14 protein-coding genes are annotated in these 15182 nt (G+C 60.7%); 5 read left to right on the top strand and 9 right to left on the bottom strand.

From position 1 onward, the window contains the following. Positions 1-234: 234 nt before the first annotated feature. The 7 genes from BLT65_RS32410 to BLT65_RS32380 form a co-directional block, all read right to left on the bottom strand. Positions 235-630 carry a hypothetical protein gene (locus BLT65_RS32410; protein WP_244186809.1) on the bottom strand — a complete coding sequence of 132 codons (396 nt, stop codon included), beginning with the start codon at positions 628-630 and terminating at the stop codon, positions 235-237. 371 nt (positions 631-1001) lie between these two features. After that, positions 1002-4352 (bottom strand): adenylate/guanylate cyclase domain-containing protein, encoded by a 3351-nt coding sequence (locus BLT65_RS32405; RefSeq protein WP_091785784.1) that lies wholly within the window; start codon positions 4350-4352, stop codon positions 1002-1004. A 351-nt stretch (positions 4353-4703) separates the two neighbouring features. Further along, positions 4704-5126: a DUF3331 domain-containing protein gene (locus BLT65_RS32400; protein ID WP_091786095.1), complete on the bottom strand. Its 423-nt coding sequence runs from the start codon at positions 5124-5126 to the stop codon at positions 4704-4706. 71 nt (positions 5127-5197) lie between these two features. Next, the gene (locus tag BLT65_RS32395; RefSeq protein WP_208545841.1) at positions 5198-5917 is read right to left on the bottom strand and encodes a glutathione S-transferase N-terminal domain-containing protein; all 720 of its coding nucleotides are present in this window, start codon (positions 5915-5917) and stop codon (positions 5198-5200) included. Positions 5918-6158: 241 nt separating this feature from the next. Further along, positions 6159-6704 (bottom strand): carboxymuconolactone decarboxylase family protein, encoded by a 546-nt coding sequence (locus tag BLT65_RS32390; protein ID WP_091785779.1) that lies wholly within the window; start codon positions 6702-6704, stop codon positions 6159-6161. A 188-nt stretch (positions 6705-6892) separates the two neighbouring features. Continuing rightward, positions 6893-7528, bottom strand: a complete 636-nt coding sequence (locus BLT65_RS32385; RefSeq protein WP_091785777.1) for a nitroreductase family protein — start codon at positions 7526-7528, stop codon at positions 6893-6895. Positions 7529-7865: 337 nt separating this feature from the next. Next, on the bottom strand, positions 7866-8171 hold the full coding sequence (locus BLT65_RS32380; RefSeq protein ID WP_091785774.1) for a carboxymuconolactone decarboxylase family protein: 306 nt from the start codon (positions 8169-8171) through the stop codon (positions 7866-7868). Positions 8172-8256: 85 nt separating this feature from the next. On the opposite strand from BLT65_RS32380, the gene BLT65_RS32375 reads away from it, so the two are divergent. Then, the gene (locus tag BLT65_RS32375) at positions 8257-9213 is read left to right on the top strand and encodes a helix-turn-helix domain-containing protein (protein WP_091785771.1); all 957 of its coding nucleotides are present in this window, start codon (positions 8257-8259) and stop codon (positions 9211-9213) included. A gap of 88 nt (positions 9214-9301) precedes the next feature. On the opposite strand, the gene BLT65_RS32370 is transcribed toward BLT65_RS32375, so the two are convergent. Beyond that, positions 9302-9718, bottom strand: coding sequence for a cupin domain-containing protein (locus BLT65_RS32370; RefSeq protein ID WP_091785768.1), 417 nt, complete (start codon positions 9716-9718; stop codon positions 9302-9304). 93 nt (positions 9719-9811) lie between these two features. Here BLT65_RS32370 and pdxR point away from each other — a divergent pair, with 93 nt between their 5' ends. Further along, a complete protein-coding gene (gene pdxR / locus BLT65_RS32365) occupies positions 9812-11218 on the top strand; it encodes a MocR-like pyridoxine biosynthesis transcription factor PdxR (protein ID WP_091786093.1) in 1407 nt (468 codons plus the stop codon). Between the two features lie 236 nt (positions 11219-11454). Here pdxR and BLT65_RS32360 read toward each other — a convergent pair whose 3' ends face one another. Continuing rightward, positions 11455-12330 (bottom strand): LysR family transcriptional regulator, encoded by an 876-nt coding sequence (locus tag BLT65_RS32360; RefSeq protein ID WP_042316042.1) that lies wholly within the window; start codon positions 12328-12330, stop codon positions 11455-11457. A gap of 98 nt (positions 12331-12428) precedes the next feature. Here BLT65_RS32360 and BLT65_RS32355 point away from each other — a divergent pair, with 98 nt between their 5' ends. From BLT65_RS32355 to BLT65_RS32345, 3 genes are all read left to right on the top strand, one after another. Continuing rightward, the gene (locus BLT65_RS32355) at positions 12429-13439 is read left to right on the top strand and encodes an HPP family protein (RefSeq protein WP_244186805.1); all 1011 of its coding nucleotides are present in this window, start codon (positions 12429-12431) and stop codon (positions 13437-13439) included. A gap of 64 nt (positions 13440-13503) precedes the next feature. Continuing rightward, a complete protein-coding gene (locus BLT65_RS32350) occupies positions 13504-14040 on the top strand; it encodes a carboxymuconolactone decarboxylase family protein (RefSeq protein WP_042316064.1) in 537 nt (178 codons plus the stop codon). Positions 14041-14177: 137 nt separating this feature from the next. Continuing rightward, entirely contained in the window at positions 14178-15119 is a 942-nt protein-coding gene (locus BLT65_RS32345; RefSeq protein WP_091786090.1) for a LysR family transcriptional regulator, read from the top strand. The last annotated feature ends 63 nt before the right edge of the window (positions 15120-15182 follow it).

Here is a 15182-nt window from a genome sequence, read left to right as displayed (position 1 = left end):
CTTAACACAAAGGGACCTTCGATGTTCAGTCGTGAGCGTCCGGATCGGGGCGAATTACCGACTTCCCGATGATATGCAAAAGCATAACGAGCAACATGTTGCGATAGAGTCGGTGCCAACACGCCGCGAGATGTGCTCAAAATAATGCCGATCTCATCAGCAAGCTGCGTCGTGTGTATTGGCGCGACCAATTCGATGCGCTCGCTCTCGCGCCTATCGAACGCACGGGGAACACTAGGGCTTGCAGGAGCTCGTTGACTTGAGCGGATGCGGTACGGTGGAGGTGCCATTTCCACTTGAGACAAGTTCGCGCGCAAAGATCTCGTCAGGGCCATCATTGTCTTGCACCAGGATCTCATAGTCGTGCCCATGCTCGGGCACGAAGGTGCTAGCTGTCGCCGGATCGGTCACCCTGTACTGCTTTCCGTTGATCAACTGTTGGCTCGAAATCTGCGCACGAACGGTTATCGGCTGGCCGGCCGGGACAATGTACTCGTGAAAATAACGGGCGGCGTCGGGTGGCACGGGCATGCCCACGGTCTTGTTGGACAGGCTCGACAAGCCGGGTTTGGACGCGACGAAGTGCTTAGCCTCACCTGTAACGCACGCAGTGTTCAAGTAGAAAGTCACATTTGCTCCCCAATACACACGCACGCGAGCCTCCGTTTCCGGGCGATAGTCCTTCGCAGTCTGAGACGGCGTTCCCGCGCAGGCGCTCAGTAGCACAGAGCTCAAAATTGAAACGAACAGGATGGAAGTATGATGCGTCATTGGGTATGTGAGCGGACAATGAAGGCGAGCGCATGAAGCGATAAAACTGGCGTGACTGAGTATCTAAAGTTCGCATTATCTATATCGGCTTCAAGTCAAAAACCTTAAATTCGAAGGCGGACTCGCCATAGTTCGTACGCTGCCGTTCGCCGGACTGTTGAAACATCGGGTTTGTTTTAATACTGACAGTGCCTTGGGGGGGCTTTCGAGTACGCATTCATTCTCGCTCGTCACCGATCAACCTTTCCCGAGGTCCGGACGGTCGCCAGCGCCGCATCCACCGCACGCCGCGCCCCATCAAACCCCGCCACCACCAGTGCCGCGCGCACAGCCTGAAGTTCTGGCAACAAGGCATCACCGACGGAATCATCAAGCGCAGCAGCGAGCACTCGCCCGCGGGCCGCGAACAGTTGCGCCCATGGCAACGGTTCCGCACGCGTGTACTGCTCCAATGCCTCGACATACCGCAGCGCACCCACTGAATCGCGCACCGACAGCATCGCTTCGATCGCATCGCGGTAGAACCACAAATGATTGTGACCAACCGCACCGCGCCGCAGCAGATCGGCCCCCTCGGCAAGCAAGCGCACCCGCTCGGCATCATCATCGACAGCACAACTCAGCGCACTGAATGCCTTCGGCGCGCTGAACTGCATGCCAACTTCACGGCACAGCGCCAACGACTCCCACAAAACACGCGCCGCCTCCTCGCGCTGCCCGCTTTCGAGCAACACACGCGCCTGCATCTCGAGGTTCTGCGCCTCGAAGCGGCGCGCGCCGAGTTGCCGGATCAACCGCATTTCCTGTTCGAGATGAACCCGCGCCGCGCGCATGTCGCCCGTTTCGTAGCACGCGAACACGCCCAGCGTTTCGCATAGCAACTGCGCGCGCGGCTGCCCAACAAGCGCCGCCTCGCGCGACGCAGCGACGGCATCGACACAGGCCTCGCGCGCCTCGTTCAGATAGATACGGCTAAAGCCTTGCATCGACCGGTTGGCCACTTCGATGCGACCGAAACCATGTTCGCGGCTCAACGCGACGCAACGGCTGAAGTGCTCGAATGCCGTGCGCATCCGCCCTTGCGCATAGGCGGCATCGGCGAGACCGCCCAGCGCGCGTGCCTCCGCTTCGGGCAAGCCGAGCCGCTGCGCGTAAGCGAGCCCGCGTTCGTGTTCGATCCGGCAGTCGTCAATGCGTCCAAGCGGGAACAGGATATTGCCGCGTAGATGGTGCAGGCGCGCAAGTTCGCTCACGCTGTCTTCGCGTTCCGCTATCTGCTGCGCAGCGTCGAGCAACGCGAGCGCTTCGCTCAAGCCCTCGCTGACCCGCAAGCCTTCCGCGAGTCCAAGTTGCGCGACACAACGGCTAGCATCATCGGGCGCTGCATTGACGGCCGAGCGATACGTGGCCATCGACGCAGGAATGTCGCCCAGATCGCACTGCAACTCGCCCTTGAAGCACGTCAGCGCATGCTTGTCGTGCGGCGACTGCGCGATCCGAAGCCCTCGCTCGATCAGAAGCAGCGCGGATTCCGTGAAATGCGCGGCCCGCTGCGCGTGCGCCGCATCGAGGCAAGCCTGCGGCGCGCGCTCGTCTTCGGCGCGATCCAGGTGCTGTGCGCGCAGCACGGCGTCGCTATCGGCGAACCAGTCGGCGGCGCGACGATGCAACTCGCGCCGCCGCGCCCGCAGCAGCGTCGAGTACGCGCTCTCCTGAATCAGCGCGTGCGCAAACAGAAAGTCATCGCCTTCGGGCAGCACGAGTGCATTGGCGACCAGCGTGCCGCAGTCGTAGTCCGGCTCGTCGATCAGCCGTCTGAGCAGCGCGAGCCCGAAGCGCTGCCCGATCACCGATGCCGCCTGGAACGCAACGCGGTCGCGCGCTTCGAGCCGGTCCATGCGCGCGAGCACGAGACTCTGGATCGACGCCGGCACGGCATCGCCGCTGCCTTCTTCGGCGTTGTGCAGAAGCTGTTCGAGGAACAGCGGATTGCCGTCCGCGCGCTCGATGCAGGCAAGCGCCACGCGCTGCGTCGCGTCGATGAAATTGCCTGCGAGCGTCAGTGCTTCGTCGCGGCGCAACGGACCGAGATCGATCGTCGCGAGCGGCGTGTCGCGCATCCGGGCGCGCCACGAGGCATCGAGCGGATCACCATCGATGCGCGAGGTCATCACCAGCAGTCCCGTGCCGCCTCCAATACCAGACGCGAACGCAGACAGATAGCCCAACACTTCGGCGTCCGCCCAATGCAGGTCTTCGACGACAATCATGCTCGCGCCGCGCCGGCATGCGTCAGCCGTCAACGCCGCGACGACGGCCTGCTTGCCGCGCTTGCGCGCGCCGTGATCCATCGCGTCGTAGAGCGTGCGCCATTCGCCCGATTGCGGCAGATCGAGCAGATCGTCGAGAAAGACGCACTGCTCGGGCTGGATGACGCCATCGCCGACAAGGCGCGCGGCCACGGCCTTACGCTCTTCGATATCCGCCGCGGGTGACAGGCCTAGCAGGCTGTCGATGATCGCGCGCACCGGGTCCTGCCTCTTGCCGACGCCGAAGTCGAGCACGAGGCCCCGATGCACCGCGAAGCGATGCGTGTGAGCAAACACGCGCATCTCATCGACGAGCCGCGTCTTGCCGATGCCCGCATCGCCGCGCACATAGACGACGTGTCCGGCTCGCTGTTCGACGCACGCGCGCACGATGCCACGAAACTGTTCCAGTTCCGCTCTGCGCCCGACGAACCGGCTGCGGCTCGCCCGCGCGGGTTCGCGCACCACGCAGGAGAGGCGCCACGCGCGCGCGGGCACGTCGATGCCCTTGAAGTGCATCTCGCCGATCGGCTCGCAGACCGCGCTGTCGCCGAGCGCGCGCCGCACACCGTCGGACAACAACGTCTGTCGCGCGCCCGCCGCCGAGACGAGCCGCGCGGCAAGATTCACCGCGTCGCCATGCACCGTGTAGTCCTGCGCATCGGCACGGCTGACTGCGCCCGCAACCACCTCGCCGCTGGCGATGCCGATATGCGCCTGCAAGCTCCGCGCGCTTTTCGCGCTCAACTGGTCGAGCGCGTCGTGAATATCGAGCGCGGCGCGGGCCGCGCGCAGCGGATCGGTTTCGTGTGCCCGCGGCGCGCCGAAGAGCGCCATCACGGCATCGCCGATGTGCTTGTCGATGGTGCCGCCGTACGCGAGCACGATGCCGTCGACCAGCCCGGTGAAGCGGCCGATCAGTTCACGCAGTTCTTCGGGATCGAGTGTTTGCGAGAGGGCAGTGAAGCCGCACAGGTCGGCGAAGAGCACGGTGACCTGCCTGCGCTCTTCCACTGGCGCGCTGACAGCGGGCGCGACAGGTCTATCGGGGGCGGGCGGGGCCGCAGGCGGCGCGTCGGCTCCCGAAGCCGACATCTGGGCAATTGCCGCCAGCAGCCGCTTGCGATGCCCGAGCGAGCGAACGCCGAGTTCCTTTAGATCCGCGTCAGTGAGCCCGGGCAGCATCGCCGCGTCGATGTCGTTGTCGGCGAAGGCCTGTGTGTATTGCTCGAGCCCAAGTCCGCCCAGCCACAGTTCGATATCCATCGTCATCGCCGGAATCTGTTTCCCGTTGCGGGCTTAAAAAATAGAACGGCACTTGCCTTGTCTAGTGTAGGTGTTGCGTACGGTAGGGCGCTAATTGCGCGTTTCACCTTACGATTGCCTGAAGCCGAAGTGGACCGGACCGGTCGGCACGATCGCACGGGCGGGTCGCGCATCGCTCGCCCAGCCCTCGTGGATCGGCTTGAATCTCCGCTCGTTATCGGCGAGCTATCCCCGAAACTGCCCGCACCGCCCGGCGCCAACACGAGATTCGCCGACACCTGCCCGGCTTGGGCGTTGTACACATCCATTTGCAACTGGCGCGACACGACCACCAGTCCGTTTGCGATCACCCTCACGTCATGAGAATTGAATCACTACTGATGCGAGTATCATGCGATCCCGATTCCCGGGTACATACGTTTCGCTGGTACGCGGCCTGAACACGGAATCTCCCGGATCGATGCGCATGCCCGTCAACACGCAGAAGGACGGTCTGCGTGCGACACCTTTGCGCCACACCTGGTCAGCGTAGTATCCAGATTGCGGATCGCTCCAGCAGACACTGAGCGTTTGCGAGGTAGGCTGCTCGATAATGGAAATGCGAGCGGGGACCGGTTCGGCAACGACCGGCTCAAATGTCCTGGTTGCAGCGCGTCCGCTTCGGCGATACTTCTTTTTGCGGCTGTACGTGTTCGCAGTGACCTCCGACGCAAACGGCTTCGGTGCCAAAAGAGCAATCAGTGCGCGTCGAACGATATTGTCCTCATTTCGACAGGTCATAGATTCACCTTTTTCGGAAGTGTTCTGCCCATCGGGGGCAGTCGCCATGGTGTCGGCTGGCGGCATCTCTTTTAAGCCGCGGTCACTTCCAGACCGCGCTGCACCGCTGGCCGCGCGAGACCACGGTCGAGCCAGCGCCGCACATGCGTGAAGCGGTCGAAACCGACCAGTTCGCGCGCCTCATAGAAGCCGATCAGATTGCGCACCCAGCCGAGCAGCGAGATGTCGGCGATGCTGTAGCCGTCGCCCATTACCCAGTCGCGGATAGCCAGCCGCGAGTCGAGCACACCGAGCAGCCGCGCCGACTCACTCACATATCGGTCACGCGGCCGCTTGTCCTCATAATCCCTGCCGGCGAATTTGTTGAAGAAGCCGACCTGACCGAACATCGGCCCGACACCGCCCATCTGCCACATCAGCCACTGGATCGTTTCGTAGCGCGTGTTGGGATCGGTCGAGAGGAACTGGCCTGTCTTGTCGGCGAGATAGATCAGGATCGCTCCCGATTCAAACAACGCCAGCGGCCGGCCGCCCGGCCCGTCGGGATCGTAGATCGCCGGAATCTTGCCATTGGGGTTGAGCGCGAGGAAGGCCGGATCGTGGTTCTCGTTCGCCGTGATGTCGATGCGGCGCGGCTCGTAGGCGAGGCCTGTCTCCTCCAGCATGATGCCGACCTTCACTCCGTTGGGTGTCGGCAGGGAAAAGAGCTGGAGCCGCTCGGGGTACTGCGCTGGCCAGCGCGTGAAAATTGGATGATCGAGTGTCACTTTCTCCCTCCTCGGTGATTCCATCCGTGGTTTTAAATTCAACTCTGCGTCGGCCCTCGGACGATAAGCCTCCGTTCGACTGGGGACCTCCAGGGTTTAGCTTCGTGTGGCTGCCCGTGTGCTCGTGAACAATCGCAATGACAGCGACCTACGCCCGGACACGTTCCCGAAAATCGTTCCTGGGTGCATCCGGGCTTTGGCGTAGGCCTGCATCACATCAAACCTCCTGGGACTCTCGGAGAGGGTCGATTCGACGGTATCGAGTTCAGATCGAGCCAGCCGGCGTGACGGCGGGAAAATCCTTCTCCGGATCGAACACGTTGTTGATAAAGTTCGTCAAGGAGTACATGGCCGCCAGCGCGACGATCTCCATGACGTTCGCATCCGTATAGCCAGCTTCGCGGACCGCTTTCAGATCGGTGTCACTGACCTTTCCACGGGTCTCGATGACTTTGCGCGCAAACTGGAGGGCGGCGTCCCGCTTCGGGTCGCTTGCATGGCCCTTCCGGGCGAGAATGATTTCATCGGCCGGCAGCTTGGCCATATGCTCCGCCGTAAAGCTGTGAACCGTCAGGCAGTAGTTGCAGCCATTCAGTTCGGAGACAGCGAGCCCGATGCCGTCACGCGTCTTCACATCGAGTGCCTTGCTCAAGGAGCCGAGCAGGGCGGCCCATGCGTTGAACGCGATCGGGCTCTGCGCGAAGGTCGCCATCATGTTTGGGGTGAACCCAATGTTTTTGGTGAACGTATCGAGAGTCGGTTTCGAATCGGCCGGTACCTGGTCCGGCTTTAGAGCTGCAGTTCGTGGCATCGTAGTTTCCGTAAATTACTGGTTTCGCTAATTGGGGAAAGTCCGTGTGGGAACCGTCCCTCGGCTTACTTCGTGCCCAGTTCCTGGGTCGAAGCTGGTCGGGCCTTCACGTGGGAGGTACCTTTGCGGTTGCCTCCCGCCTGGCAGCCGCTTGGTCGTTCAACTCGGCCGCTATCGCGGCGACGCGCCTATACCAGATCCAGCACATCAGCCACCGGACGGCGCGGCTTCTGCGACCAGTTTCCTGGACGCTCCGAACCTACGGACAACAGCATGACGGGTACTTCGTCCTTAGCCAGTCCGAACTCGCGATGCACCGCTTCGGCATCGAAACCGATCATCGGCGTCGAACCCAGGCCCAGCGAGCGGGCCGCATAGATCATCGCCGCCGCGCCGAAGGTGCCGGTGCGTACTGCCTCGTCGCGTTGGCGCTGCGGGTATTCCATATATAGATCGCGAGCGGGGATTTCCCATTCCGGCACCATCGCTGCCGGCATGACGCCTGCTTCAACCAGCGGAGCCAGGCGTTCCGGTATCACGCTGGAATCGGCCAACTGGCCGCAGACGATGAAGGTAACGGCTGCTTCGGTGATCGCGGGCTGGTTCCAGGCGATCGGGCTCAGCCGAGCCTTGGCTTCAGGCGTGCGCACGGCGATGAAACGCCAGTTCTGCAAGTGGAAGGAAGTGGGCGCGGAGGTGCCGATGTGTACCAGCTCGCGAATCTGGTCGTCGCTCAAGGAGGCGGCGGGGTCGTAATACTTGGCGGCGCTGCGGCTCAGGATACATTCGATGACGGCATTGGTCCTGGTGATTCCGTTGGTCATGCTTACTCCTATGGATGAAGGGAAGGGTTGAGGCACAAGCGTGATTTCGTTCCAGGCGGACTGGCTTTCGTTAAAGTTGATGGGTGACGTTTTCTCCTCTGCTTCCGGTGGTTGCTAAACGGACGAGTCGCTTGCCGTTGGCCCGTGGTACTTCGGCAAGCGCGGATCGGCACGTACACGGAGAACGCTGTCACATTTGTTTCGTATTCCTAATACGACACGCCTCAACTTCGTCGAATCCTTCCACGCCTGTACCAGCGCGAGCTTTTCGACCCTTACACCTTTCTTCAGCGGGGCGCGATCGTGTTGAAGTCGAGACGCTTACGCATGTGTTCGCTTAACCGCGGAACAGATGTGAAGCGTGCGTGATGGCGCCGCCTGCACGAATGGCCGCCGCCACGAGCGCGGCTTCCGACAGTTGCGCTTCGCTCGCGCCTGCGTCGCGCGCAGCCTTTGTGTGCAGTTCAATGCAGTAGGGACACTGCGTCGTCAATGCGACGGCGATGGCAATAAGCTGCTTCTGTTGCACGCTCAACGCGCCTTCTTCAAAGACCGCCTTGTCAAATGCCCAGAAGCTTTTCATCGCTTCCGATGCGTTTTCGTCCAGCTTCTTGAGTCGGCTAAGATGCTTCATATCGAACATGGGTTTCTCCTGTAATCAATGGTCTGCATGCTTATAGTAGAGAGGTGCCCGTTCCATTTGGTCTCGATTTGGTTCGAATTCGTCCATGACTAATCGCCCTATCTTTGAGCTTCCCGTCCTCGAACGCTTCCTTGCCGCACTGGACATCGGTGTGGCGAATTTCACCCTGTGCGACATTCGCGACGGCTGGAGCGCCCGCTTCGACGCCAGCGCAACGGCAAGCCTTCACTACTGCATGGAAGGCAGAGGCGCACTCGTGACGCAAACGGGCGAGCGCGTCGCGCTGAGTTCGCACAGTTTTGTGCTATTGCCGCCCGGCATCGCTTACGCGATTGAAAGCGACCATCCGTCGCCCAGCAACGAAACGAACCTCAGACGTCTCACGGACTGGCCTTCGCGAGAAACCGTGCCGACAATCCAGGCGGGTGAAGGCTCGGCCGGCATCGCTACCGCATGCGGTGAATTGAAGTTCGACACGCATCACGGCACGGATCCATTTAGCGCGCTGCGTCGGCCGCTGATCGCGCAGTTCGACGGGCAGTCGGGTTTGAAGAACCAGTTCATCATACTGCTGGCAGAATGCGCGCAGCCGGGGCTCGGCTCGCGTGCATTGGTGGAAGCACTGCTCAAGCAGTGCTTGATCATGGTGATGCGGCGGCAGATAGACGCTGGGGGAATCGAGCTGCCGTGGGCGACAGGCTTTGCTGACAAACGGCTCGCAGGGGTGCTCGAAGCAATCTTTGAGCGCCCGTCATCGCCGTGGACCGTAGAGCGGTTAGCCGATATCGCCGGCATGAGCCGTTCCGCGTTTGCCGCCCAGTTCATGAAGGCATTCGGACAGCCGCCGATGAGCATGTTGAAGCTCGTGCGGCTACGAAAAGCGGCCGAATTGCTGGCGACGACCACGCGCCCCGTCGCTGAGGTCGCGAGGATGGTTGGATTCACGAGTCGAAGCAACTTCTCGCAGGCGTTCCACGCAATGCACGGCATGGATCCGACCGCTTTCAGGCGTCGTCCGGGCCTCGGCATGACGTCGCCGTAGACACGTCGAAACGCCTTGATGCCTGTGGGCGCGATCGGGTTGTAGTCGAGACGCTTGCGCATGTGTTCACATCCTTGATGTGCCTGATTTACTTGACCGGTGTGGTCAGGGGCTTGTCGTCGGAATCCGCCACGAACACCGCCAGCAGTTTCGCGGGCCTGGTCTTGCTGGCATTACGGCTCACACGATGAAGAGAGCCCGGCTCCTCAAAGAAGCTTTCACCTGCGTGATAGGTTCGCTTCGGGCCGTCGTTCACTTGTGACTCGATGGCGCCCGAGACGACATAGGCATAGATAAAGGCCGACTTCGCATGCTCGTGTGACGGTGACGCTCCGCCAGGGGCATAGTCGACGACGACGGCGGTCAACGACTTGCCCGGCATGTTGGGGATGGCATGCTCGAAGCTGGGTGTAACGGCTTCACCCGTCCCATGCGCAGTAGCAGACATTGCGACGGTGAAGGCAACGGTTACGCAGGCAGGAGCGAGGACAGATCGAATGTTCATGAGGATGCGCCTCCTTATGGCCCTTGTATTGTGGATGCACGCTGGGCCACAGGTAAGCACCAGGAATGAACATTTTTTATGTACCATGAACGCATGACCAAGCCGCTGCAAATACAGCTCGATCGGTCCGCGAAGGCTTCATTGGCCGAGCAGATCCGTAACGCAATCAGCACTGCAATAGAGAGCGGCGTGCTTGCGCCGGGAGCGCGTCTGCCATCGTGGCTGGACCTCGCTGCCCAACTAGGCGTTGCCCGGGGCACGGTGCGCGAGGCATATGACCGACTTGCCGACGCTCAACTCACCATTGCTTCCCGCGCGACGGGAACACGGGTGGCGGATCGGCCACCCGCTTCCGTTCAGGTGGAAGAACGGCCTGATCCGGGTTCGTTCATGGAGATGTACGGGGAACTCACGGCCGGGCCGGCGTTTTTCCAGATGGGCGTGCCCGCACAGGAAACGCTACCCGCCAGACTTTTCACAAAAGTTCGGTCATTCGCTTTACGCGCGGAATCCAGCGCATCAGTCGTTTATCCCGATCCTCGGGGCGAACTGGAACTGCGGCGCGAGATAGCTGCCTACCTCGCCATTTCGCGCGGCGTCACGTGCTCACCCGCACAGATCATCATCACGAGCGGGTTTAGCGGCGGGCTCGGACTGACACTCCGCGTATTGGGTCTGGAGGGCAAAAGGGCGTGGGTGGAGAACCCAAGCTTTCCGTTCACCCGACACGGGTTGGAACTCGCGAATATGTCCCTCTCGCCGATACCGGTAGATGCGGAAGGGCTCAATATCGAGTACGGCCTCCAGCATGAGCCCAATACCGATCTGGTTGTCGTAACCCCCGGGCAGCAGGCACCGCTCGGTCCCACGCTATCGCTCGCGAGGCGTCTGCGCCTTCTCGACTGGGCTGCGAAAGAAAAAGTCTGGATCATCGAAGACGACTATCTGAGCGAACTGCAACTGACGGCACGCGCCGCGCCGGCGCTCGCGTCGCTTGATCGTGGGCAGCGCGTCATACATATTGGCTCCTTTAGCAAAACGATCAGTCCAGCACTGCGATTGGGATTCGTGGTCGCCCCCTTGCCGCTTGTATCCCGGTTCGCTGAAGTGGCAGCATGCCTCGCTCCCGCGCCTTGGCTGTCTGTGCAACTCGCGACGGCGCAGTTCATGCGCGACGGACACTACATGCGCCATCTGAGACGGATGAAGCGCCTTTATGCCGCTCAACGCGACGCATTGCTCAAATGCCTCGAGGAGCGCGCTTTCGAGACCACGACTGCCGGTTTGGCCGTACTCGTGCGGTTGCCCGACGGCGTCTCGGACATCTCCATTGCGAGAGCATTGTTGGAGTTCGGATTGGGTCCGCCACCGCTGTCACCCTGGTATGCGTCGCCGGCCTCAGCGAGGTCAGGACTATTGTTGGGTGTCGCGACCTCACCAGAGAGAAACCTCGCCAGAGCCTGCGACCGGCTGCATGAGGTGATAAGACGCTGTACGTGAGGCTGCAATGCCATGTCAGAGCATAATCCGGCAGTGGTCGCTGTTCGATCTCTTTCAGGCGTCTGAGATATGCACACTACTGACTGCAACTGGTCGGTTTCACCCGCTCGACAATGACATCACAAAGCTGACGCTGGCGTGGACCAACGTTTTTGTACGACGGGTTACGGCGACGTCGGCGAGTCCGTACATTCGGCCAACAAGGGACGTTCGCGTCAATGCAACGAAACGTCCGCTTAGGGGCGATGGTCCGCCAAGGCGGGGTTTTCGGCGACGATTTTCACCAGGAAGTCCATGACGGCCCGTATTTGCGGCGAACGGCGCAGGTCTCGATGAACGGCCATCCAGATATCTCGCGAAAACGCTTCGCCACCGTACGTGAGGCGCTGCAGCTTCGCATCGGTATCTGCCAGGAAATCAGGGAGACCCGCCACGCCCGCGCCTGCCCGCGCCGCTACCAGATGGCCATTGATATCGCTGATTTCGCAGGCAATAGGCCTTTTCCCTGCAACGCTCGTCAACCACTTCTGCTGTGGCACGCCCACGAAGCCAGCGTCATAGGCGATGAACTCCCAGGCGGACGGATCGTGCAGATGAGGATAGTCCTTGCTCGCGTACAGACCAAACGACACGCGCCCCAGCTTCCGCGCGACGCTCGTGAGTTCCTCAGGCCGAGTCAGTCTCAGGACAACATCTGCCTCCCTTCGGCTTAGGGAGACCTGCCGTGCTTCGCACGAGACGGACAGTTGTACGCCTGGATTTGCACGACGAAAGTCTGCTAGATGCTTAACCAGAAAATTCGCCACGAGGACGGGCGGTGCGCTGAGCGTGACCTTGCCGCTCAGCGGCGAACGGCTGGCGTCCAGGAGTCGTTCGACAGCGTACGCGCCTTCTTCCATTTCCTGCGCCAATTCGAACACGCGCTGGCCGATCGGCGTGAGCCTGCAAGTCCTGGGCTGGCGCTCGATCAAGCGGGTCTTGATTTCGCTCTCCAGTGCGCTCAAACGCCGACTCACCGTCGCGTGATCAACCTTGAGACTTCGGGCGGCGCCCGACAGCGTCCCGATGCGAGCGATAGCCAAGAAATATCGAATGTTTTCCCAATCGAACATCGGTGCATTAACGCAAGGTAGGGTTGCAGATACGCGAATATTCGCACAAATCCGAAATCCCTATCATCGGACTATGCCAGCCGATAGGGTTTTTTCTGATGAGCATTTCCATGCGCCGCGACCGACGTCGCACGTTCACCGACGCATTGATCCTTGGGCCAGTGCTTTCGGTTGTTCTTCTCGCTGTTGTCGCGAAGGCGGCGCTCTTGACTGGCGTGTTCTACGTTCTTTTTCCCGAACTGGCCGCGTTGAGCTATGACGTGTTCACGCGCCCCGCGGGAGAGTGGGCACGCTCGCCGGTCATGCTGGCGATCACGCCCTCTGTGACCGCGGCACTGGGCACCGCGCTCACGCAAGCGATGGTGTACAGCCTATGGTCGGTGGCGCTGACCATTGCCGGCGCGATACTGATCATCGGTTTGATGCGTTCGCCGATCATGCCAGCCATTTCCGCAGCCTTTCTGCCTCTCGTGTTCGGTATCACGAGCTGGTGGTATCCAATCTCCATCGCGGCCGTGATGGCGATTCTGGCCCTCGTCTCCACGATCTATGGCCGTATATTGGCTTCGGGCGATGTTGGTCAGGCGCCCGCGCTCGATACCGTGGCCCAAACCGATGAAATTGAGCGTGCGCCCCGGCTCAGGACGTGGCTACCCATTTTCATTTTCTTCGGGTTTGTTCTCGTGGCGTACGGATTAGCCCGCGTCACCGGTCTACGGCTGATCCTGTTTCCCCCACTTGTTATGACCGCATTCGAGATCTTCACCAACGCCAACATCCGTCCATGGACGAAGCGGCCCCTCACTTTGCCCCTTGTCTGCACGTTCACCGCCGCTGTGGGGCTCGCCGCGCTTTTGTGGTTCGGCGCCGGCCCGTTGTCCGTCGTCGTTTCGTTGCTGGTCGGAATCGTGACATTGCGTGTACTGCGACTCCACTTTCCACCCGCGCTGACGGTAGGTCTTTTGCCACAGATCATGCTGCACCCTGATTGGCGTTTCGTGCTCGCGGTCACACTGGGTAGCTCGGCGCTTGTCGGCGCATTTCTGCTCGCTCGTCCGCTATTGCTCAATCAAAGCGCACCGCTCACAGCGGGTGACCGATCAGGTTAACCAGGCTTCACTCGCCATGCCGCCCGCTGTTCGCCTATTTTTTCCCACCTCAAAGGAATATGTCATGCCTCGTCTCCATACTATCGCAGTGTCTGAAGCCACCGGCCACACAGCCGAATTGTTTAAAGGTGTCAAAGCGACTGTCGGCAAGGTCCCAAATTCATATATTGGAATCGGCGGGAATAGCCCGGTCGCGCTGGAGGCGGTACTGAGTCTCGAGGCATCGCTCAAAAAGAGTAGCTTGAGCGCGCGGGATATCGAAGTCGTTAAACTGGTCGTTAGCCAGACAACCGGCTGCGACTATTGCCTCGCCGCACACACGCTGTTGAGCAAAAAGATGGGTCTTGACCGTGAAGCCATTCTGGCGTTGCGTCAGGGCCGGCCGTCGGGCGACGCGCACGATGATGCGTTGGCCAGGTTTGTGCTGCATCTAATCACAACGAGCGGCACGGTTCAAACCGATGTGATAACGGAGGTCAAACAGGCCGGCGTCACTGATGCACAAATCGTCGATGTCGCGATGGCCATAGCCAGCATTGCATTCACCAATCTGTTTAACCGTATCAACGACACTACGCTGGACTTCCCTGCTGCGGACTAGTGCGAAAGCATCGGCTCCTTCTATCTGATAGCACTTGCGTGACCCCATGCGAGCGCAAGCGCTGCTAAAAATTGCTCGATGTTCGCGCTGACGGCGATCAACGGGTAGCAACAACTGAGGACGCAACGTCTGTGGCGATAAAGCTTTCGTTTGAAGTTCTTGCGGTCCTGGACGCGATTGACCGCACTGGCACATTCGCTGAAGCAGCAACGTCGTTGCATCGAGTTCCTTCATCACTCACGTACCTCGTGCAGAAGCTGGAAGGCGATATGAACGTCGAGCTTTTCGATCGCAGCGGCAGACGAGCAAAACTCACGCAAGCCGGTCGCTTCCTTGTCGATGAAGGGCGGCACCTTTTACACGCTGCTCGACATCTGGAAATCAGAACAAAGAGAATACAAGACGGCTGGGAATCGGAGCTGCGGATATGCCTCGACGCAATCTTGCCTTCCGCATCTTTGTGGCCGTATGTACGCGCCTTCTACGATCTCGAGATGGTTACCCAACTACGCCTTTCCACCGAGGTGCTTGGGGGAGTCTGGGATGCGCTGATTACCCGACGGGCCGATCTGGCCGTGGGTGCATTTGGTGAGCCGCCGCATGCCGCCAACATCGTAGCTCGACCAATCGGCACGCTCCGACACGTGTTCGTCGTTGCACCGGACCATCCACTCGCAGGCATCCTCGAGCCGTTGCGAAGCGAGACGATCGCAAGATACCGAGGTGTTGTCATAAGCGACACTTCGCGCAAACTGCAACCTCAATCGGTGGCCAAACCCGATGGACAGATGATGATTGTCGTGTCGACACTTGGCGCGAAGGTTGAAGCGTTGTGCGAAGGTATCGCTGTCGGAATGCTGCCCGAGCGTGTAGCGGAAGGGCCGATCCATGAGGGGAGACTCGTCGCCCGACGCATTGTCGGCGTGCGTGAACTGACAAATTGCTACCTGGCCTGGCGCGAAGACAAGGTGGGGCGAGCATTGGAGTGGTGGATCGAGCAACTTGACGCATCCGATTTGGCTGAGCGGTTCCTGGCGGGACTTGGTGACACGAAAGAACAGCAATCGTCCGGTCAATAGGCACGACCCGGCCACGAGGAGACAGTCGTCCGGCGCTACCGAATGGCCGGTCATGGCGTGAGC

This window comes from Paraburkholderia steynii (genome assembly GCF_900100565.1).
Taxonomy (GTDB): domain Bacteria; phylum Pseudomonadota; class Gammaproteobacteria; order Burkholderiales; family Burkholderiaceae; genus Paraburkholderia; species Paraburkholderia terrae.
Note: the sequence above shows the minus strand (reverse complement) of the source record. Positions and strands in the feature narration are given on the sequence as shown.